Source organism: Alphaproteobacteria bacterium (assembly GCA_040216735.1).
Lineage (GTDB): Bacteria > Pseudomonadota > Alphaproteobacteria > SHVP01 > SHVP01 > CALJDF01.
The window spans coordinates 35543-54494 of the sequence record JAVJOO010000001.1 but is presented as its reverse complement, the minus strand read 5'-3'; the positions used below and the strand labels follow the sequence as shown (position 1 = coordinate 54494).

General features: G+C 64.3%; 17 protein-coding genes. 13 read left to right on the top strand and 4 right to left on the bottom strand.

What is annotated here, in order from left to right; translation table 11 throughout:
• The first annotated feature begins 34 nt into the window (after window positions 1-34).
• On the top strand, window positions 35-592 hold the full coding sequence (locus RID42_00270) for a hypothetical protein (protein MEQ8246091.1): 558 nt from the start codon (window positions 35-37) through the stop codon (window positions 590-592).
• 139 nt (window positions 593-731) lie between these two features.
• Here RID42_00270 and RID42_00265 read toward each other — a convergent pair whose 3' ends face one another.
• Window positions 732-896, bottom strand: coding sequence for a hypothetical protein (locus tag RID42_00265; protein ID MEQ8246090.1), 165 nt, complete (start codon window positions 894-896; stop codon window positions 732-734).
• Window positions 897-1003: 107 nt separating this feature from the next.
• Here RID42_00265 and RID42_00260 point away from each other — a divergent pair, with 107 nt between their 5' ends.
• Entirely contained in the window at window positions 1004-1711 is a 708-nt protein-coding gene (locus RID42_00260) for a hypothetical protein (protein ID MEQ8246089.1), read from the top strand.
• On the opposite strand, the gene RID42_00255 is transcribed toward RID42_00260, so the two are convergent.
• Window positions 1708-2502 (bottom strand): DUF2927 domain-containing protein, encoded by a 795-nt coding sequence (locus RID42_00255; protein MEQ8246088.1) that lies wholly within the window; start codon window positions 2500-2502, stop codon window positions 1708-1710. The genes RID42_00260 and RID42_00255 overlap by 4 nt on opposite strands.
• A gap of 290 nt (window positions 2503-2792) precedes the next feature.
• Here RID42_00255 and RID42_00250 point away from each other — a divergent pair, with 290 nt between their 5' ends.
• The 5 genes from RID42_00250 to RID42_00230 all read left to right on the top strand — a co-directional run bounded on the left by RID42_00250 (window position 2793) and on the right by RID42_00230 (window position 7147).
• A complete protein-coding gene (locus RID42_00250) occupies window positions 2793-3650 on the top strand; it encodes a phage capsid protein (GenBank protein MEQ8246087.1) in 858 nt (285 codons plus the stop codon).
• Window positions 3651-3743: 93 nt separating this feature from the next.
• Window positions 3744-4223, top strand: coding sequence for a hypothetical protein (locus tag RID42_00245; protein ID MEQ8246086.1), 480 nt, complete (start codon window positions 3744-3746; stop codon window positions 4221-4223).
• 193 nt (window positions 4224-4416) lie between these two features.
• Window positions 4417-5298 (top strand): M23 family metallopeptidase, encoded by an 882-nt coding sequence (locus RID42_00240; protein MEQ8246085.1) that lies wholly within the window; start codon window positions 4417-4419, stop codon window positions 5296-5298.
• On the top strand, window positions 5295-5783 hold the full coding sequence (locus RID42_00235) for a hypothetical protein (GenBank protein ID MEQ8246084.1): 489 nt from the start codon (window positions 5295-5297) through the stop codon (window positions 5781-5783). The genes RID42_00240 and RID42_00235 overlap by 4 nt, the downstream gene beginning before the upstream one ends.
• A complete protein-coding gene (locus tag RID42_00230; protein ID MEQ8246083.1) occupies window positions 5780-7147 on the top strand; it encodes a hypothetical protein in 1368 nt (455 codons plus the stop codon). The genes RID42_00235 and RID42_00230 overlap by 4 nt, the downstream gene beginning before the upstream one ends.
• Before the next feature lie 369 nt (window positions 7148-7516).
• On the opposite strand, the gene RID42_00225 is transcribed toward RID42_00230, so the two are convergent.
• Window positions 7517-8173: a DUF2927 domain-containing protein gene (locus tag RID42_00225; protein ID MEQ8246082.1), complete on the bottom strand. Its 657-nt coding sequence runs from the start codon at window positions 8171-8173 to the stop codon at window positions 7517-7519.
• A 45-nt stretch (window positions 8174-8218) separates the two neighbouring features.
• Here RID42_00225 and RID42_00220 point away from each other — a divergent pair, with 45 nt between their 5' ends.
• The 6 genes from RID42_00220 to RID42_00195 all read left to right on the top strand — a co-directional run bounded on the left by RID42_00220 (window position 8219) and on the right by RID42_00195 (window position 16587).
• Window positions 8219-8728, top strand: coding sequence for a hypothetical protein (locus tag RID42_00220; protein ID MEQ8246081.1), 510 nt, complete (start codon window positions 8219-8221; stop codon window positions 8726-8728).
• A 352-nt stretch (window positions 8729-9080) separates the two neighbouring features.
• Window positions 9081-12110, top strand: coding sequence for a hypothetical protein (locus tag RID42_00215; protein MEQ8246080.1), 3030 nt, complete (start codon window positions 9081-9083; stop codon window positions 12108-12110).
• 705 nt (window positions 12111-12815) lie between these two features.
• On the top strand, window positions 12816-13064 hold the full coding sequence (locus RID42_00210; GenBank protein MEQ8246079.1) for a hypothetical protein: 249 nt from the start codon (window positions 12816-12818) through the stop codon (window positions 13062-13064).
• A gap of 39 nt (window positions 13065-13103) precedes the next feature.
• Complete coding sequence (locus RID42_00205; protein MEQ8246078.1) at window positions 13104-13691, top strand: hypothetical protein; 588 nt, start codon at window positions 13104-13106, stop codon at window positions 13689-13691.
• A 1-nt stretch (window position 13692) separates the two neighbouring features.
• Window positions 13693-15789, top strand: a complete 2097-nt coding sequence (locus RID42_00200; GenBank protein ID MEQ8246077.1) for a hypothetical protein — start codon at window positions 13693-13695, stop codon at window positions 15787-15789.
• Between the two features lie 87 nt (window positions 15790-15876).
• Window positions 15877-16587 carry a hypothetical protein gene (locus RID42_00195; protein MEQ8246076.1) on the top strand — a complete coding sequence of 237 codons (711 nt, stop codon included), beginning with the start codon at window positions 15877-15879 and terminating at the stop codon, window positions 16585-16587.
• Here the strand turns inward: RID42_00195 and RID42_00190 are convergent.
• Window positions 16584-18938, bottom strand: a complete 2355-nt coding sequence (locus tag RID42_00190; protein ID MEQ8246075.1) for a P-loop NTPase fold protein — start codon at window positions 18936-18938, stop codon at window positions 16584-16586. The genes RID42_00195 and RID42_00190 overlap by 4 nt on opposite strands.
• Window positions 18939-18952: the final 14 nt, after the last annotated feature.

The window sequence follows — 18952 nt, the reverse complement described above, 5'->3', positions numbered from 1 at the left end:
GTCTTTTCAACTTGATCGCAAATAGGAGTTGGCGATGAACGCAGCAGGAACTTTGCAACCGGTGGACGTCGATGGCGACGGAACGACCGACTATTTCATCTATGCGCCGCCCGAGGGAGTTGGGGTCGACGAGGTGGCCGTGGCGCGCGCGGCGCGGCATGCGAAGCGGCGCGAGATTGCGCCGCGTGCGTTCGCCGGGTTCGTCAGCGACATGTTGCATGAACGCCAGGAGGTCGATGCGCGCGCCACCTACGAACATGCCCTCGGCATGGAGCAACTGGTGGCCGAGTGGGGCGACTGTTTCGATGCCAATGTGGCGACGGCGGCGGGGTTGATGGCGGAGCTGGGGTTTGGGCCGCGGCTGATCGGCGATCCGCGGTTGTTGTATTCGTTTCATTTGATCGCGAGCCGGCTCGCCGGCAAGGACGAGGCGGCCGTCGCGCCCGACGCGGCGGTGCAGCACGAAGCGTTGGCGGCGATCCGGGCGATCCGGAGCGATGCCGCGCATCCCTACCACGACGGGGCGCACCCGGCGCACAGGTTGGCGGTGGCGGACATGGAAGGGCTGTACCGGATCGCCTATCCGGGGTAGCGGCGTGGTCGGCGGGGCCGCCGATATCGACATTGTCGGCGGAGTCGCCTGGGTCGCCTGGGTCGGCGTTGTCGGCGGGATTGCCGATGGGGCCGGTGTCGCCGGTGTGGCCCCGCGCCGGCGGCGGGGCGGGCGCGGGTTAGTCGGTCCGGGCGGGCGGCGCGGCGGCTTCGGCGGCGGCGTCGACCGGCGTCGGCTTGGCGTTTGGGTCGCGCACGTTCGCGGTGTCCTCGGGCAAACCCCGGGCGACGACGACGGCGACCGCCAGGGCGATCAACAGGATGACGACAGGGGTCCAGCGCATAGCGCCGACTCTAGGGGGCCCGGCCGGGAGGCTCAAGGCTTGCCGCGTGTGGGGGCGTCCATGCCGGTCCAAAACTTTTCAAAACATTATTCCAAGGAGAGAGAACCATGATGACACCGGATGTCGCCAAACGTTGGATCGCCGAAATCCGCGCCAATGGGGCGCACCCTTTCCATGCGGGAGATCCCACCGCCACCCGCGACATGGAGGATCTATACGCGCGTGCCTATCCTGAAGAGCAGGTAATTCCCGAAGAGCAGGCCATTCCCGAAGAGTACGGCCCGGCCCTTAGCGGTGCGTTGACGGGCGCGCAGCAGAACACTGCCGGTAGGCCGAATAGCTTGTACAATAACGCCTACAAGCACGAAGTTCTCTCCCGTAGGAACCCTCGCGATCCCAAATCTCTGAGCCCAACAGAAAAATTTCTCTGGGGCCTGTTTCCGCCTTTCCTTGCTCACATCCAGCTCTCCAATTGGGACGCCGCGTTTGAGCGTGCCGAGCAGGCCGGCATCAAGGTCGATAGTTCGGAGAAGTGGGGTGCCCGCCTGGGCATGGGCGGCGATGTCGCGAAGAGTATTATGAACCTCGCGACCGGGCCGACGGCCGCTTTGGATTTGTTCCCCCGTAAGAGATCGGACTTCATAACCGAACAGGCGGGCATGATTGTCGATGTGGCACCGAAACGACTTGGGCCTAAAGAGTGGCTGGAGGGGAAGTTGGCCCAAAAGGCACGCGAGGACGCTGCCGAGAACGATCGGCAACGCCGGGCGGTCCAAGAAAAGGTCGGTGGCTATCGCAACTGGGAACCCCGCTAGGCGGGGCTTGGGCGATCGTGCGGGTCGCTGTCTTCGGGCCGGTTGGGCGCGGTCTGGAGCGCCTGAATCTTTTCCATAAAGAAGCGCCGAACAATGGGGAGTGCGTCGGCGCGGGTCATCCCTTGTTCGACCTTCGGATGGAAGAGCGCCTCTAGCATGAGGAGATCGAGGGGGTAGACCTGATCCTTCGGGTCCGCGTCGCAAAAAAGCGAGGGGCGAACCACGCACGCGGGCGCTTGGAGTCCGAGAATGCTCGCAACACCCCAGAGGAGGCAGGGCGACAGGAGTTCTTCCGCGAACTCTCCGGTCAACGCCACCGTTCCGCTATGGGGCCGCCCGTCCTCCGGCCTGCGCACCCGCACCATGGCGCAATTGTCTGAGCCTTCCGCGTCAAAACGCCGCTCGATCAGCGGTGCGGCGTTGGGGCCGCCAACATACAAGCGAATGGCATTTTCGGCCGACTGGGTATCCCGATTCAGGACCGGGACTGCGAAATAGCCGGTCGACCGGCGCAACTCCATGGCCAGCACGTCGATTTTGAACTCCGGAATGCGCTCGCGGTCGCTCGATGTGTCCAGGACGAGATAGATCGGGCCAAACCACCGCGAGAGTCGGTTGCGCCCATGGCCGCGGAAGGCGAGCTGATCGAAGTGGGCGACCATCGCGTCCACCGTCGGCGGCGCCGCCGTTTCGGGGGCCGGTTCGGTCGGCAAGTTGGGCCGGGCGAGGACGGCCGCGATGGCAAACGTTCCGGCAAGAACGGCAAGGCCGATAAGGACGGCACGGCTCACGTTTAGCCTCCTTCAACGTTGTTCGCCTCAAGTATGCACGGAAGTGGCGGGAAATCCGACGCCCGATCCGAGGCGGGCGGCGTTGCCCACATTTTCCCCGCAAGGTGCGCTTTGCGGGAACCCTTCTGCCGGGGACCCGGCGGTCGTCGCCGCTGCGCGACGCCGCCGGCCCGGTCTTTTTGAACATGGCGATCCGGTCAGGGTCCGCACCCCGTGCGGGCACCCCTTTGGGTCGCGCTTGGCGCCGTTTTCAACGGCGTCTCAACCCTTGCAAGACGGAAAGGAAACCGATGTCGACGCAAATTACCCAGGCGTTCGTGCAGCACTACCGCGAGAACGTCATCCAGCTTGCGCAGCAAAAAACGTCACGGCTGCGCGCCGCTGTTTCGGAAGAGAAAGTGACGGGCGAGGCCGCCTACTTCGATTTGATCGGCGCTTCGGCCGCGCAAAAACGTACCACCCGCCACGGCGACACGCCGCTGGTGGAAACCCCGCACACCCGGCGCAAGGCCGTGCTCACCGACTATGAGTGGGCCGACTTGATCGACCGGCAGGACCAGGTGCGGATGCTGTCCTCGATGCAGTCCGAATATGTCCAGGCCGGCGGTATGGCGATGGGCCGGGCGATCGACGACGTGATCATCGCCGCGTTCAACGCGACCGCGATCACCGGCAAGGACGGTACCGGGTCCCAAGCGTTTCCCGCCGGCCAACAGGTCGGTGTGGGCGCGGCGGGCCTGACCCTGACCAAACTGCGGGCCGCGGCCAAGCTGTTGGATCAGGGCGAGGTCGAGAAGGAGGATCGTTTTATCGTCACCTCGGCCGAGCAGATCGACGATCTGCTGGGCGACACCCAGGTGACCTCGTCGGACTACAACACCGTCAAGGCGTTGAAGCACGGCGAGATCGATTCGTTCCTCGGCTTCCGCTTCCTCCATTCGGAACGCCTCCCGGTGGACGGCAACGGCGACCGGCTGTGCTTTGCCTGGCAAAAACGCGGGATGAAACTCGCGTTCGGCGAAGACGTGGTGACCAAGATCACCGAGCGGTCGGACAAGTCCTACGCCATGCAGGTCTATCTGTGCATGACGCTGGGCGCCGTGCGCATGGAGGAAGCCCGCGTGGTGGAAATCGCCTGCGCCGAATAGCCCTTCGGCTCTGCTGTCCTGCGCCGTCGGCGCAGGACAGCAGGCTCAGGATGAGGGCCCTTCAATCAATTCAAACCTAAGGAGATTTTTTCCATGGCTGTAACGACTCAGAAGAGCGCGCAGGTGACGGCGATCGATGCCGGTTCGGGCGCGCTCGACCTCAATAAGTACGGTGCGAGCTTGCGCAAGCTCGAGTTCGACTTTGCGCAAAGCGGGGCGGGCGATGCGGGCTCGCTTGCGTCTCTCGTGGCGCTGCCCGCGGGCAAAGTCACGGTGGTCCTGCCGCTGTCGCGTATCGCCTTTTCGGCGTTGGGTGCGGCGCGCACGATGGACTTGGGCTGGCTCGCCTACACCGCGCCCGACGGTACGGCGGTGGCGGCCGATCCGAATGGGCTCGACGACGGGGTCGATGTCTCGGCCGCCGGCGCCGTGGTCCCGGGCGGCACCGTGGGCGGCGCCGAGACCTACACCTTCGAAAGCCAAGCCGGGGTGACGCTGACCGCCCAGGTCAACGACGGCACGATCCCCGACGCCGCGACCCTCGATGGGTATGTGGTGATCGCGCATTCGTAAGGGGAATGCCCTCCCCGCGTTGGCGGGGAGGGCGCCTCGGCGGCGATTCGACCATTGCTAGAAAACCGATTTGGCCGGTGCATAGGAGTCGGAAGGGAGAGTAACGATGGCTGGATTTCGAAATCCGGATACGCCGGAAGATTGGCGGCGCGATTGGCGCGACGGTCGCGAGAGTCCGTATCAAACGGGCACCGTGCCCGATCTTGCCTGGCGCTTCGGACGCGAGCTGTTTCGTAAGGCGGAAAGTACGCCGCCGTCGAAATTGGGGAACCTTACCCTAGGCCGAGGGCTTAAAGCCCAAGGTTCGGCGGTTCAACGATCCGATTTTGATGCGGCGTTGGGGTTTGCCGAACCTGCCCGCCAAATCCCATTTGCCAGCGAAGAAAATCGACTACAGCACCATGGCAGAGATGAACCCATTGCGCCAAATCAGATCGAAGGCGGAATAAATCCTGATCGAAAGAGCGCCACGCAAGTGCGCCACGCCGATCAATCGATCTCCCCATTGAATACAATTGAACAGCGGAGTGGTCAGCTGACAACACCGACTATCGAGCATTTGGCAACAGGGTCGTCCGATCTCGTGGCACCCGCCGCGCCGGTTCCGAAAATCATCAAACGAGATGACGAAGAAGGGTTGGGGCACTTTGGTGCAAAACGGACCCACGGGCCGCACAAGGGTTTCGATATTCTTGCTTCGGACGGAGAGGAAATACGCACGCCGTTCACTGGCGTTGTGCGAGGGACCGAGCGGTTGGCTTATAATCCCGATGACGCCTACACAGGCCCGCCGCATCGCATCGTCGACATAGAAAGCGAAGACGGGCGCTATACCGTGCGGCTACACTATGTCGACGCGACGCCGGATTTACGCGCCGGCGCACGCGTTGAAGCGGGGCAGGTTGTGGGGCGGCTTCTTGGACCGTCCCGGAAACATGGACCGAAGATGAAGGACCACCTTCATATCGAGCTTTGGGATTGCAAGGGCATACCCTTTGACGAAGGGCGAACGCCGCCCAATCGGGGTTGTGTGGCCGTCGATCCGGAACCATGGCTCAGGCGCGGTCAGAAGTGACGTCTCCCGTGCGTCGCTCCATGGCGTTTGGCGCGTTGTTGCTGCTCACGACGCCGGCCCTGGCCCACGAGGTACGTCACGAGGGCGTCGACGACCTGTCCGCGCCAGGAAGGGTTGTCCGCTCCCCCATCTCGGGGACGGTGACCAATCTCGGCATCGGATTCGACCGCGCGGCCGCGCTGGAATATGGGTTTCGCGACGTTGAAATCGCCGTGGACGGCGCGCCATACGTCTTTCGCTGGCGTTACCTCCAGCCGCACCCGAGTCTAAGGATCGGCGCCCGCGTCGATGCTGGAATGGCAATTGGGCGGGTTCAAGAATTGGGTCGGCGCTATGTCGATATCGAAAATCACGTTCACCTCGAACTGTGGTTGTGCGCGGGCACGCCCTCGCCTGGCCTGCCGCTACCGTGGCAAGGATGCAGTGTGCAGAACCCCACGCCCGTGTTCGAGGCGTTGGGTGTGACCATCCGGGTACGACAGTGACGAAGCGGACCGCGGCCTTGGCGGGCCTGTTTATGGCGCTGTGTTTCGCCAACGTGCCAATGGACGCCGAGCCGGTGCCGACGCGCGGCGACGTCTTTTTGGCCGGTCCAAATGTGGCTGGCGCCAGTTGGGCGAACCGCGAACACTGCGCCGGGCGGATCGACACACCCGAATGCGCAGGCCAAACAATTCTAGCCTGCCTCACGTTGCGCATGAGAGGGGCTTGCGACCGGGTTGGTTTCTATGACGAGTTACCGGCTGCTGGAAAAGTCATGGACTCGGGTCAAGATGAGGCCGAGGCCGGGGCCGCGCGGCTGTTTCGGTTGCGCGTCACCGCGACGCTGGATACGGAAACCGCTGCAGCGTTTGTCGGGCCGCCGCCGGCTGAACCCGGATGGCGCTATGTCGAATATGTCTACGTGACGTGTTTGACGACACGCGGCACTTGGCAATGCGATCCGGCGCTCGGCACGGGTAGCGTCTATTTCGTGCTGCGACCGACGGCGGCGGGATGGCGATTCGCCGGCTGGCGCGACGGTTTCGACGACATCTGTTTTCTGCGGTTGTGGAGCGGCGACTGCCCGTCGAACCGCGAACACGACGTATTCGGGCCGGCATTTGCCGCGTTGACGCGGGATCGGCCCCCGGTGCCCGCGGAGGCGGTGCACCTAACACGCGACGATCTGGTTATTCTGGATATCGCGCCACAATCCATTTCCCTTGCATTGCCGGCGGTACCTGGGATGGCGGGGCAACCGTTGCTTGTAGCGGAGGGCGACCGGGTGAACGCGGGCCACTGCATCGGCCTGCGCGATTCCCCGCTCTGTGCGGCGCAAACCGTGTTGGCGTGTCTCTATCTCGAGCGGCGGGACGTGTGCGCGGCTACCGGGTTGCGCCGGTATCCTGCCTTGCCGGGCCACGGCGACCTTACCCCGGGCCAGCGGCCGGTGGCCTATGTTCTGGAGTCCCTGGTTGCGATCGAAGCCACGGACGCCGCCCGCCTTGCCGGGCCGCCGCAGGCCCAGCCCGGTTGGGTGTTTGTGTCCTACGTTGCTGCGTTCTGCGAAACGGCGCGCGCGCGGTGGCGCTGCACGAGTAATCCCGACTTTTCGCCGGACTACATGATTTTGCGGCCGACGGTCGGCGGTTGGCTCCATGCTGGGGCGTCGGCGGACGACATCGCTTGCCAGCATCTCCCGCCGGATTACGGCTTGTGTGCGTCGTGGCGGTGGCACGACGAACAGGGCGTCTTGTGGTGGGGCTTACGTGGGAAAGCCGAAGGGAACGGCGCGCAGCGTACCGTGACGCTCGACGTCGACCCGGCGCGTTTGATACCGTTTGTCTGGATGCCGCCTGCCCCGTAGTGCTTGACGGCAGCCGACCGAGATGCGCCGGTGAGCCCGGCTCTAAAAGCGCGATCCACTCTACTCGCGTTCGCCTGGGGAGGGGCGAGCGTTGCATTCTTCGATACTTGAGCGATTGGGCCCTTGCGCCATTCGCCCTGGCGTTCCTCACGGTGCCTGTCTTTCAACTATTCGCGATAGACGGCCGGCTAGCCGTTGCCGCCCCGACGGTGGGGACGGCAATCGTGATGGCCGGGACAGGGATCGTGATTGGCCATCGGGGACACGCCGGGTTAGACTCCCGGTAACATCGCGATTGAAGTGCTTGCCGCCGCCCCCTACCGGGCGGCGTTGTCGTTTCTGGGGTGCGCCGGGGCGCTGCCCTGAGGTTCAAGGCAGCGACAGGGGCTCTTGGGCTTCGTCGTCCGGTCGTCGGGTTTTGTCGATCGGACCGTAGGCCTCTTCATAGAGTTCGCGGATGAGTTGCCGGGCGATGGGCATGCCTTCCGCGCGGGTCATGCCGCTCCGTAGGCGCGGGTCGAATGTCGTGCGGAGGATGATCTTGTCGGCGTCCGTGAATCTTTCGATGACGTCGCGACCGCAATAAATCGACGGGCGGTAGTGGCACGCGTCGTTGGCGGGGCCGATCAGTTGGGCGAGTTCCTCGTGGGTGCAACGGCGGGTGGCCCGCAGGCTATTTGTGCTGATGCGTACGGTGCCCCTGAAGTTGTTGGTTTGACCCGAACATCCGCGCGGTACGTATGAGACGACAACATTCGCAGGTTCGGCAACGGTCATTCTGATGCCCGAGAGCGCGGTGAGTTCATCGAGCACCCCTAGTAACAACGCTGAGGGTTCCCCGCCCCCGTCAATCCGGATTCGGATGTGTCGCCCGCTGGGCCACCGTCTGAAACTGTCGGCGTAGTTGCCGCCTTCGTCGGAAAACGCAATTGCATCGAACTGACGAACAATTTCGTCGTACGAGGCGGTATGGCCGACGGTTGGCCAAAGAAGTGCGACCAAGACAAAGATGAACCGACGCCTCATCACGCCAACTTAGCTGACTCAAGCAACGATTAGAAAGGATTCGACATGGCATTGCCGAGCTTTGAAGGTTTTGGTTTCAGCGATAGCGCTACGGACTTCGGAGTGGATTTTGGTTTCGGCCAACCGTCACTCGCTAGTCTTGGGTACCATGGGGGTGCTGCGGATTTTGGGCTAGATTCATCGGCATCCCCGGGGGCACAATTCTCAAATACTGATATTGATGCCTCGCCCGACCCAGGTTTCAACGAGATCGGCGAAACCCCGCCGCCGCTTCGGGTGGTGCCGTTGCCGCCGGAGGAGCGGCCGCCGCGGGTGAATCAGCCGGTCTTAGCGCCCCTGCCGGTGGTGCCGTTGCCACCCGAGGAGCGGATGCCGGCGCCGGTTGTCGACACAGCGGTCGCCGACCGTGCGGCGCAGGATGCGCAGGCCGAGGGCGATGCGGCGAATGACCGGCGGCGGCGGGCGGCGGTCATTCGCGACCGGCAGAATCCGACCGGGCCGCGTGGGTTGTTGACCCGGCCCTTGGTGCAGCGGCCGCGGCTGTTGGGGCAGTAACGCGGCGCGGGTGAGCCTCGCCCGTTCGCGGGTGTGAGGTCTGCCTCGCGGTCTTGCCGGGCGGGGTCTTCTTAAAGGGCGATGGCTCTCGGGCGCGTCCTTCGGGACGGGCCGCGCTTTGCGCGGCCCTCCTCAGGATGAGCTGGTTTTGTCTTGGGTTTTCCCGGCCTCACACACACGCGTGCAGACCTACACTCGCACACACATACACTGCTCCCTCTCTCTCTCTCTCTCTCTCTCTCTCTTCCCCCCTTCTCCGGCGTCCGTTGGGTATCGCGGGCGTGGGGAACTTTTTGCTTCCGCTTTCACTTCGATCAATCACTAACCGCTTGCTTAGGACGGAGGGGCCGCCATGCGCGTCGACCGGATGTTTTCTTCGACATCGTTGGGTGGGACGGGGCCTGGGGTCTACGACACCCATTCCTCGGCGACGGGATTGCCGGAAATGGCGCGGCGTTTGCGGCAAAAGGGCGATGCGCGGTTTCGCGCGATGGCGGCGGGCGAGGACATGGTCGCGGACGCACGGTCGCGGGCGGCCGTAGCGGATAGCGCTTTCGATCAGTCGATCCTCGGGGTGATCGGCGTCGGGACGAAGTTCATCGAGGCGGGCCGGGAGGTGACGCGCGCCTTGCGCGAGAACGAGGCGTCGGCGCGCCGCAAGATCGATTTAGTCGAGGCGGAAACCGGTTTCGACGCCAACGTCCGCGACATTCCTGGGTTGATGGCCGCAACCGGCGTCAGCGGTGAAAACGCGCAGGTAACCGCGCTGCGCCAAGCCCGAGACCACGCGTTGGGCCGGATCCGCGACGAGGACGACCGCGCGCAGTTGGCGCCGCGGCTCGACCGCAAGCTGGCGGCGGCGGTGGGCGAGGCGACGAAGGTCTCGCACCAGCGCACGATGCGCGATACAGGCGCCGTCATCGACAAAGCCATCAATGCGCTCGGCGCGAAGGCGAGCGCGCCGGGCGAGGTTTCGGAACACTTCAACAACATTCAGGAAATCTACGGGTTGATCGACGACGGGCGGCGCGCCGGCGTGTTCGGCGCGCCCGAGGCGGGACGGCGCCAGGCCGCCGCGCGCACGACCTACGCCAACCAGTTCGGCCGCGCGGCGATGGCGCGCGATCCGCAAGCCTTCCTGGCGGGCCTCGACGAGGGCCGCTTCGATGCGCTGCTGGGGAAGGAAGAAGGTGCGCGGGCGCGCTGGCGCGACGAGGGCGCGCGCGTCCTCGACCGCCAGGAAAGTGCGGCCAAGCTCGAAGACCTGAGCGGCTACGCCGCGGACTATGGGCAGGTGCGCGCGCAAGTCGACAGCGGGGCGCTGTCGCTTGCAGGGCTCGAGGAAATGGACTGGCTGCGCAAGAGCGACATCGACTGGCTGACCAAACGGATCGAGGAGAAGGACGCCGAGGCGCGGCGCCAGCAGGAACTGTTGGCCGACATGGACTTGATGCGCGACGGCAAGGGCCCCGCGCGGGATAGCGAGAACGGTCAGCGGGCGCTGGAGGCATGGTTTGCGCTTTATACCCGGGAGGCCTTTGAGAAGCCGACGGACGCGACGCCGCAGATTATCGCCGATACCGCGCGGCGCTTCGACGGGAACGTGCCCGATTTCGTTACCGACCAGATCGTCGAGACCTTCGCCAGCGGCCAACCGGAATTTCAGGTCCTGGCGGCCAAGGCGATGATCGAGCTGGGGGTTGTCGGCGAGGGTGTGACGTCGCGCCTAGCGCCACCGGATGCAGCGCGGGCCTATGTGATGGCGAACGCGGCCAAGGCCGGGATGAGCTCGGCCGACGCGGTCGCCCACACCGCCCAGGCGCTGGCGCCGGATGCCGCGACCAAGGCGGCCCGGCAGGCGGCGCTGGACGCGGGCGACTATGACAAGGCCAACCGGCGCTGGTTCGCCCAACAGGGGGCCGGCGACGGTGTCATCGCCCGGCGCAATGCCGCGCGCGCGGGGCGCGACGGCGCGACGGCACCGCTGGAGGCCGCGGCGCTGCAGGACAGCTTCAAAACGCACTTCGCGCGCGCCTTCATGATGACCGGCGATGCCGGTGCGGCCCGCACGCTGGCGGCCAACCTCGCCGCCGACGAGGCGCTGGAGGCGTTGCGCGACGGCGGGATGGTTGCCGGTGGGGACGAAGACGCGACGGTGACCGGCGGACTCGTCGGTGACGTGTTAGCCGCGGGTAAGGGCGCGCTCGACAGCTACGCCAAGGGTATGGAGGCGCAGGCCGATGCGGGGGCATCGGTTGTCCGTGGTATCGCAGGCGGCGTGCGCGATGCGGTGCAGAACGGCATCGTTACGCCGATCAACGAACTGGCCACGTTCCTGGAAGAGACGTTGCCGCTTGGCGGCATTGTTATCGACGAGAACGGCGTCCGCGTTCTGAGCGCCGAGGAACTACGCGCGCGCGGCGGTGCCGACGATCTGGTCGTCCCCGATTTCGCGGGCGAGCCGCGCAACGCCGGCGAAGCGGCGGTTCGCAAGACCTCGCAATTTCTGGCCGGGTTCTTGCCGGCATTGAAGGCGGTGCGGGCCGTCTCGGGCGGCGCAAAGCTGGGCAGCGCAGGGCTCGTCGCCGAGGGCGCGGCGGCGGACATCGTCACCAACCTCACGGTATTCGACGGGCAAGAAGAAAATCTGTTCGACCTGTGGCACGACCTCGGCCTGCCGCGGAATGTGTTGTCGGACTATCTGACCGCTAAAGGCGGTAGCGAAGTTGAAGACCGGATGAAGAACGCACTGGCGGGCGCGCTGGAAGGCGCGGTTGGCGGTGCGGCGTTCCCGGTGTTGGTCGACTCGGTTGTGCGGTCGGCGCGCGCGTTGCGCGGCGTACGTGATGGCTGGCGCGTTCGAACGGGAAGCAAGGGGCTAACCGAACCTCCGCCGTCGATCACTACTGACGGTTTGTTGTCGGAAGATTTTCGCACCTCGAAGTTCTTTGACGAAATTGGCGGCTATCGATTTGTGCGTCTCCAAGGATCTTCGGACCTCGGAAGAGCGACGCTGGATTCATCAGGGGTGGAGGCGCCAATTCGTTTGCGACGGGCCACATTGAAGCACGTGGACGATCCTCCACATCGCCAGCATGCGGCGTCGGCCAACTACAGAGATGGTTTGCATTTGACCGTAGATGTCGCGAAAAACTGGACGCACCGAGCGAAGTCCCCGCGTGGGGCAGCGACCTATCTTCTCGCAAAGCGCAATGGTGACGACAAAATCATTGTCGTGGAGGTGAGAAAAGCTGCCAACGCAGAGTACTACGATATCACTACGTCGGGGCTGCGCCGCCGAGACGAGTTCGATTCTTTGGAAATAATCGAAGTCAGGACGCCCACCCCCGACCCAAGAACCGGTGACTTGGACTCCTTTTAATCATTCCTTCGTACAAGACCGGAGAAGGGTGAATTAGGCTCGGAGCCTCGATTAGAAATAGAATAGGGTGCGTCGGCGACGATTTCAAGGCAGCGACGTTCCCTGTGGTCCCGAGGAGGTTGACTACGCCAGCGGGATGAGCGAGCAGATCTTATCTGCGGTCCTAGCGCTCAAAAAGGGAAGCCAACAGAGTGAGCGCGCCCTGTTCCGAGGCTTGTTCAGAACGGCGCAGAGATTCAGGTCACAATGGCATCGACTTGTCGTTTGCCTAGGTCGAAGCGCAGACCCCCGAAACTGAACCAGAGAACCATCCGGTCCTAGCGCCTAATAAGGGAGACGGAAACGTCGGCAGGGAGCTCGCAGCCTGCCCCGGTTGGCTACCGATTGAATAGGAAGGTGGCGACGGAAAGTTCGTTCTGTATGTCGTGAAGGCGTTTTCGTTGAGTGACCGGCGAAATCACGCCGTGACAATACATGTAAGAGGCAAGCCCGCCGAAGGTGTACCCTTCTCTCCGTTGCGGAACAAAGCCCGGTGACCCGAGTCCCCCACCAAAGTTTTGGCCCTTGATGGGGATACCGCCCAAAGGGCTTCGATCTCACCCATTCGGGGGTCGAATCACCGGATTCGGCACATAGGACGATTCATCAGTTCGTTCAAGACTCAATTGTCAAACTGGTCGACCTCGTGCGCGCGAAAGACGACGCGTGAGTTCCTCACTGGCGGGCGCGCTGGAAGGCGCGGTTGGCGGTGCGGCGTTCCCGGTGTTGGTCGACTCGGTTGTGCGGTCGGCGCGCGCGTTGCGCGGCGTACGTGATGGCTGGCGCGTTCGAACCGGAACGGTCGGTGATGCCGACGGGTCGTTCTATGGCGGGGCTAGGGCGGGAATTCGCGGTCGCGTGCGTCAGCACGCGCGGCCCTCGCACCGGTGGCGCGACGCCCGCGATGCGGGATGACGCAATTTTCAATTCAACGAATGTGCAACGGAGATTCGCATGGCGACATCGGAAGCCAAGGTTTGCAATATTGCGCTGCGCCAGTTGCGGGCGGAGCGGATTTCATCGCTCGACGATCCCTCGCGCGAGGGGCAGTTGTGCAAGGAACTGTTCGCAGACGCACGCGACTGGGTGATGAGCGCGCATCCGTGGAACTTCGCGCTCGCGCGTGCGGCGCTCAACCGCGAGGCGACCGCGCCGGCGTTCGGGTTCTCGGCAGCCTATGCGCTTCCGACCGACCCCTATTGCCTGCGCGCGTGGAAGCTGAACGGTACCGCCGATGCGTTCCGCGCCGACGGCGACCGATTCAAGATCGAAGGGCGCAAATTGCTCAGCGACGTGGGCGGCGCCAACCTGCTGTACATCGCCCGCGTGAGCGACGTGGTGACGTGGAACCCGGGGTTCGTCCAATCCTTCGCCGCCTATTTGCGCTGGCAAATGGCCTATGCGCTGACGGCGTCGCGCTCGGTCGAAGAAACCTCGCGCCAAGTGTTCAACGAATTGATGCGCAAAGCGCGGTCGATCGACGGCGCCGAGGATTTCGCCGACGACGTGCGCGTGAGCCCGTTCGTGACGGAGCGGTATTGAGATGCCGCGCACGGTTCGTATTCAGACGCAGTTCAATTCGGGCGAGCTGTCGCCTGAGATGTATGGCCGCACCGACCTTGGTCAATACCGGGAATCGGTGCGCACGATGGAGAATTTCGTGCCGCTGCGCGCCGGTCCGGCGCGGCGGCGGCCGGGGATGCGCTTCATTGCGGAAGCCGCCAACCAGGGCAACCCGCCCCGGCTGATCCCGTTCCAGTTCAGTGTGGAGCAGGCTTACGTTCTGGAATTCTCCGGCGGCGGGCGCATTCGATTCTTTGCCGATCAGGGGCAGGTCGTGTTCGACCGCGAGATCGTCAACGGCGGCTTCGCCAGCGATATCGCAGGGTGGAGCAATACATCTTCGGGGACCGGCACGATTACCCATGATGCAGCAAATGGACGTCTTAACCTCGCCGGCGGCGGGGCCGGCAATGCGGCGCGGGCCGAGCAATCGATCGCCAACCTCGGGACCGCGACCTACGTGCTGTCGCTCGACGTGTTCGGCGGCGCGGTGAGCGCCAAGGTGGGGACGAGTTCGGGGGCATCGGACATCGCCAGCAGCGTGCTGGGCGTGGGCGCCGGGCAAAGCCTCAGCTTTACCCCCGCGGCGAACGGGACGGTTTTCATTTCCTTTGAGAACGCCGCCGCGGCAACCCACCAGGTCGACAACGTTGCGTTGGACGAACCGGTCTACGAGATCGATCATCCCTTTGCCCCGGGCGACTTGGCCGATGTGCAGTTCGCCCAGCAGGAGGACGTGCTGTACCTGGCCCATACCGGGCACAAGCCGCGCAAGATTACCCGCAGCGGACACGCCAATTGGACCTTGGCGAGTTACGCGCCGACGGCCGATCCGTTCACCGGTGCCGACGATTACCCGGCGGCGGTGACGCTGTTCGAAGAGCGGATCGTTTGGGCCGGCACCAACAACAACCCCAACCGGATCTATGTCTCCAGGCAGGGCGACCTGGCCGACATGACGGTCGGCACCAACGATGATGACGGCTTTCAAGCGACGCTGGCGGGACCGCAAAACAACATCATTCGGTGGGTGATCGGCGCGGAGGACTTGATCGTCGGGACCGCGGGCGCGGAATGGGCGACGCGGCGCGGGGCTGCGTTCACACCGTCGGGGCGTACCATTCGTCAACGGGCGCAAAACGGCGTGGCGCGGTTGCAGCCGGTCGCGGCGAGCGGGCGGATCTTTTATCCCCGGCGCTTCGGCGATCCGGTGAACCGGGGGCGCGTGCTGGGCGCGCTTCAGTACGAATTCGAATCCGACGGGTTGGTGCCGCTGGAACTGACGATTCTGTCGCGGCATATCACCGGGCCGTCGAGTGCGCTGGGTCCGGCAGGGATTGCCGCGATGGGCTGGCAGCAGGAGCCGGACCGGGTGCTGTGGCTGGCCCGTGCCGACGGCACGTTGCTGTCGTTCACCTATGACGCGCAAGAGTCGGTGGCAGGGTGGGCGCGGCATCCGACCGATGGGGCGATCGAGTCGCTGACGGTGGTGCCCGGCGGCGACCGCGACGAAGTGTGGCTTGCCGTGCGGCGCACCATCGACGGGGTGACGGCGCGCTATATCGAGTTGCTGGACCCCGTCTTGAACACCGACGCGGGACTAACCGGGACCGCCGGTTCGCCCACGCTCACGTGGTCGGGCCTTGCGCATCTCGAAGGTAAGACTGTGGCGGTGGTGGCGGACGGCGCGCCGGTAGGGACATTCCCGGTGACCGCGGGACAGTTCACGCTGGCCAATGCCGCCCGCGCCGTTGAGGCGGGATTGTTCTACCAATCGAAGTTGGAGCCCAACGATTCGGTCGACGGGTTTGGCGAGAGCGCGGCGCTGTCGCGCGACAAGTCGACCTGGCAAATCGCGTTGCTGCTCGACAACACGGTGGGAATCAAAATCGACGGCCGCGAGGTGACCTTCCGCGAAGTGATCGATCCGACCGACACGCCGATCCCGAATTTCTCGGGCTACAAGCTGGCCATGACCGAAGGTTGGTCGCGTACCGGGCGGTTTACGATTACCCAGGACGTGCCGATGCCGTGCACGATCCTCGCGTTCGTCGCGCAGCAGGACATCGAGAGCTAGCGGCGCGGGCGTTTCGTTTGCCGCCAATCGGTGAGGGCTTGGCGGCCACGACGTCGCTGTCGGCCCAACGCATCTAGGAGAGCATTTATGGGACTTGGAATTATCGGCTCTATTGCCTCGACGGTGGTGGGCGGTCTTTTGTCGTCTAAGGATCAAAAGAAGCAGGCCCAGGCGCAGGAACAACAGGCGGCAATCGCCCGGGAGAACGCCGAGAAGCAAGCGGCGTTCGCGCTGGAGATGGCGGAGATCGAAGCGCGGTTGACCCAGGAAGAGGGGGAGGACGCCTATCAGGCGGCGCTGTTCAACCAGGCGGTGGCGCGCGACAACGCGGCGTGGGAGGCCGAGGCCGGCGCGGTGGCGCTGAGCCAAGCGCGCAAGAAGTGGACGGCGCAGCTCGGCACGGTCACCAACGCGCTGGCGACGTCCGGTTTTCGGGTGGACGAAACCGCGAGCGCCGTGCTGGCCGAGCAAGCGGCCGAGGCGCAAAAGGATTACCTCAACCTTCGCCGGACGACCGAGAACCAAGTCGCCCGTCAACAGGCCCAGGCGGCGCTGTTCGGCCGCGAAGGCACGCGGGCCCTCGATGTGGCGGCGCGCCAGGTCGCGGCGATCCGCCGCGGCGGCGAGATCGATGCGGAGACGACACGCCTGACCGGCGAGGCTTCGGCCCGGGCATCGACAATCGCCGCCAACGCGTCGAACAAGGGCGCGACGACGACGTTGATCGGCGCCGGGACGCGCGTTCTGTCACAGGTGACGAACGATGCGGATGTGATGGGGACGCTATTTGGGCGTTAGGGCTTTCGAGATGCCGGCTTGGACGCGTTGTCGATTTCTATTGTCAGGTCCGGCAAGACGGCCTGTAGGGCTTCGATCTGTTGTCGATTTACCGGGGTGCTGTTGAGGGAAAGCCTTTTCAACCGGATAAGGCCCTTGAGCGGGGTGAGGTCCGCGACCTGGGTGTTGTTGAGGGTCAGCGTTTGCAGCGCGGTGAGGCCGTTGAGCGGGGCGAGGTCCGCGACCTGGGTGTTGTTGAGGTACAGCATTTGCAGCGCGGTGAGGCCCTTGAGCGGGGCGAGGTCCGCGACCTGGGTATCATTGAGCCACAGCATTTGCAGCGCGGTGAGGCCATTGAGCGGGGCGAGGTCCGCGACCGGGGTGTTGTAGAGCTGCAGCGATTGCAGTGCGGTGAGGCCCTTGAGCGGGGCGAGATCCGCGACCGGGGTGTTGTCGAGCTCCAGCGTTTGCAGCGCGGTGAGGCCCTTGAGCGGGGCGAGGTCCGCGACCGGGGTGTTGTTGAGCCACAGTGTTTCCAGTGCGGTGAGGCCCTTGAGCGGGGCGAGGTCCGCGACCTGGGTGTAGTTGAGCCACAGCGTTTCCAGCGCGGTGAGGCCCTTGAGCGGGGCGAGGTCCGCGACCTGGGTGTTGTCGAGCCAGAGCGATTGCAGTGCGGTGAGGCCCTTGAGCGGGGCGAGGTCTGCGACCTGGGTGTTGTTGAGCTCCAGCGTTTGCAGGGCGACACACTCTTGCAGCAATGTAATTTCCGATAGGTCGTTATCGGAGAGGTCGAGGTCGGTCACGGTCCGCCAGTGATCGGAGGTCACGTCATCGGTTGATTCGAGGTTCATCGCGCGGGCGATTGCTTCGAGGATGATGGTCGGGGCGCCGCCCTTTAAGGGTGCGACGGCACGGGCAAGGGTTGTGGGGAACGCCCGGGCCATCAGGCCCCCGAGGTGAGTATTCCCCAAATAGCGCAGCAAACGGAGGTGTCTCGGGTTCATCACCACCCGGCGATAGGTTTCGGGCATGGCGCTGATGCGTTCGGGGAGGCGGTCGTCGTTTTCCGGCCCACCTTTCAATAGGCCAGTCCGACCTGGATCGGACTGCGCCGTCTTCTCCAAGAAAGCCCGGATGGCGGCGATGTCTTCTTCGTTTATGGCGTAGGTGTTCGGGGCGTCAGGATGGGCGCGGCGGGCTTCGGACCACGCCGAGAAAAAGGAAATCCCGTCGTCGCGCACGGCATCGCTTTCGCTCGGGCGGATCAGGCGTTGAACCAAGTAAAGATGAATGGCATCGCCGGCCGTCCACGGTGGGTCTTGTTCCTCCTGGAGCATGAAGGTGGCGCCCCGCGCTTCGATCATTGCGCTGTCGACCAGGCGGCCGATTTCGCGCGGCGAGCCACGCCCCAGGTGTTCGAAGACCGGCAGGAAGATGCCGCGATCCTGTTCCGGCAAACCGTCCCAGATCGGCGATTTCAGCCGGGTCGCGAGGTAGTCGTTTACCTGCCGGTCGGAGGGGGCAAGGCTCGCTTCGACCTGGAACATCTTGTCGAGGTATTTCGACGCTTTTTCCTCGGTAACGCCTTGGTCTTCGTAGTATTTGCGCACGACGTCCGAGACGACGCCGCGGTCTAAGCCGACGACGAAAATCAATTGCGGCAAGCCGAGGTAAAGCTTCAAGGCTTCGAGGACCTGCAAGGCGACGTCGGGGAGGCAGCGGTCGAGGTCGTCGATGAAGACGACGAGGCGCTCGTTTTGCCCCAGCGTCTCTTTCACCCAGGTCTTGAGGCTTTCTTCGAAGTCGTTGAGGTACTCGGTATCGGGGGGCGGCGTTTTGGCGAAAACTTCATCTAACGTTGGAAGCTCAAGCTCCACGTCTTTGTAGGCCGCTTTAATCTTGAGTCCACGGACCAAGCGCATGATGGGCCGCCCGACAAACGATGCCGCTTCGAGGATTTTCCCTTTGACGTCGTCCGGCTCTTGTTTCGAAAGGCAGGCCCGAATGACCTCGGCGATCAGGCCGCGGCGGACGTCATCGCGGTCATGGTACTTCCACGGATCGAACCAGACCGGGAGTAGAGAAACTTTTTTGGCGTCTTTGCCTTGCGTTTTGGCGTCTTTGCCTTGCGTTGTCCAGTGCGCGAGTCGCTCTTGCAGCACCTTCATCGCCGACGTTTTTCCGCTGCCCCAGTCGCCGTAGATCGCGATCGTCAGCGGCATTTGTGTGGCGGGGTGGCGGATCATGTCGTAGAGCGGCCCGATCTTGCGGGCGAGGTCGAAGGCGTCCTTGCCGATGGCCTCGATTGGCGCATCGCCGTAGGCGGCAAGCTGGGGCGGCGTGAGCCACGGGCCGTCCGTTTGGTCGTTCATCCCTGTGTGCCCCG

Excerpts from the sequence above, each read along its gene's own strand:
- RID42_00265 (MEQ8246090.1), bottom strand. The coding sequence starts at position 896 with ATGCGCTGGACCCCTGTCGTCATCCTGTTGATCGCCCTGGCGGTCGCC.
- RID42_00200 (MEQ8246077.1), top strand. The coding sequence starts at position 13,693 with ATGCCGCGCACGGTTCGTATTCAGACGCAGTTCAATTCGGGCGAGCTG.
- RID42_00245 (MEQ8246086.1), top strand. The coding sequence starts at position 3,744 with ATGGCTGTAACGACTCAGAAGAGCGCGCAGGTGACGGCGATCGATGCC.
- RID42_00190 (MEQ8246075.1), bottom strand. The coding sequence starts at position 18,938 with ATGAACGACCAAACGGACGGCCCGTGGCTCACGCCGCCCCAGCTTGCC.
- RID42_00250 (MEQ8246087.1), top strand. The coding sequence starts at position 2,793 with ATGTCGACGCAAATTACCCAGGCGTTCGTGCAGCACTACCGCGAGAAC.
- RID42_00195 (MEQ8246076.1), top strand. The coding sequence starts at position 15,877 with ATGGGACTTGGAATTATCGGCTCTATTGCCTCGACGGTGGTGGGCGGT.
- RID42_00215 (MEQ8246080.1), top strand. The coding sequence starts at position 9,081 with ATGCGCGTCGACCGGATGTTTTCTTCGACATCGTTGGGTGGGACGGGG.
- RID42_00220 (MEQ8246081.1), top strand. The coding sequence starts at position 8,219 with ATGGCATTGCCGAGCTTTGAAGGTTTTGGTTTCAGCGATAGCGCTACG.
- RID42_00270 (MEQ8246091.1), top strand. The coding sequence starts at position 35 with ATGAACGCAGCAGGAACTTTGCAACCGGTGGACGTCGATGGCGACGGA.
- RID42_00225 (MEQ8246082.1), bottom strand. The coding sequence starts at position 8,173 with ATGAGGCGTCGGTTCATCTTTGTCTTGGTCGCACTTCTTTGGCCAACC.
- RID42_00260 (MEQ8246089.1), top strand. The coding sequence starts at position 1,004 with ATGATGACACCGGATGTCGCCAAACGTTGGATCGCCGAAATCCGCGCC.
- RID42_00205 (MEQ8246078.1), top strand. The coding sequence starts at position 13,104 with ATGGCGACATCGGAAGCCAAGGTTTGCAATATTGCGCTGCGCCAGTTG.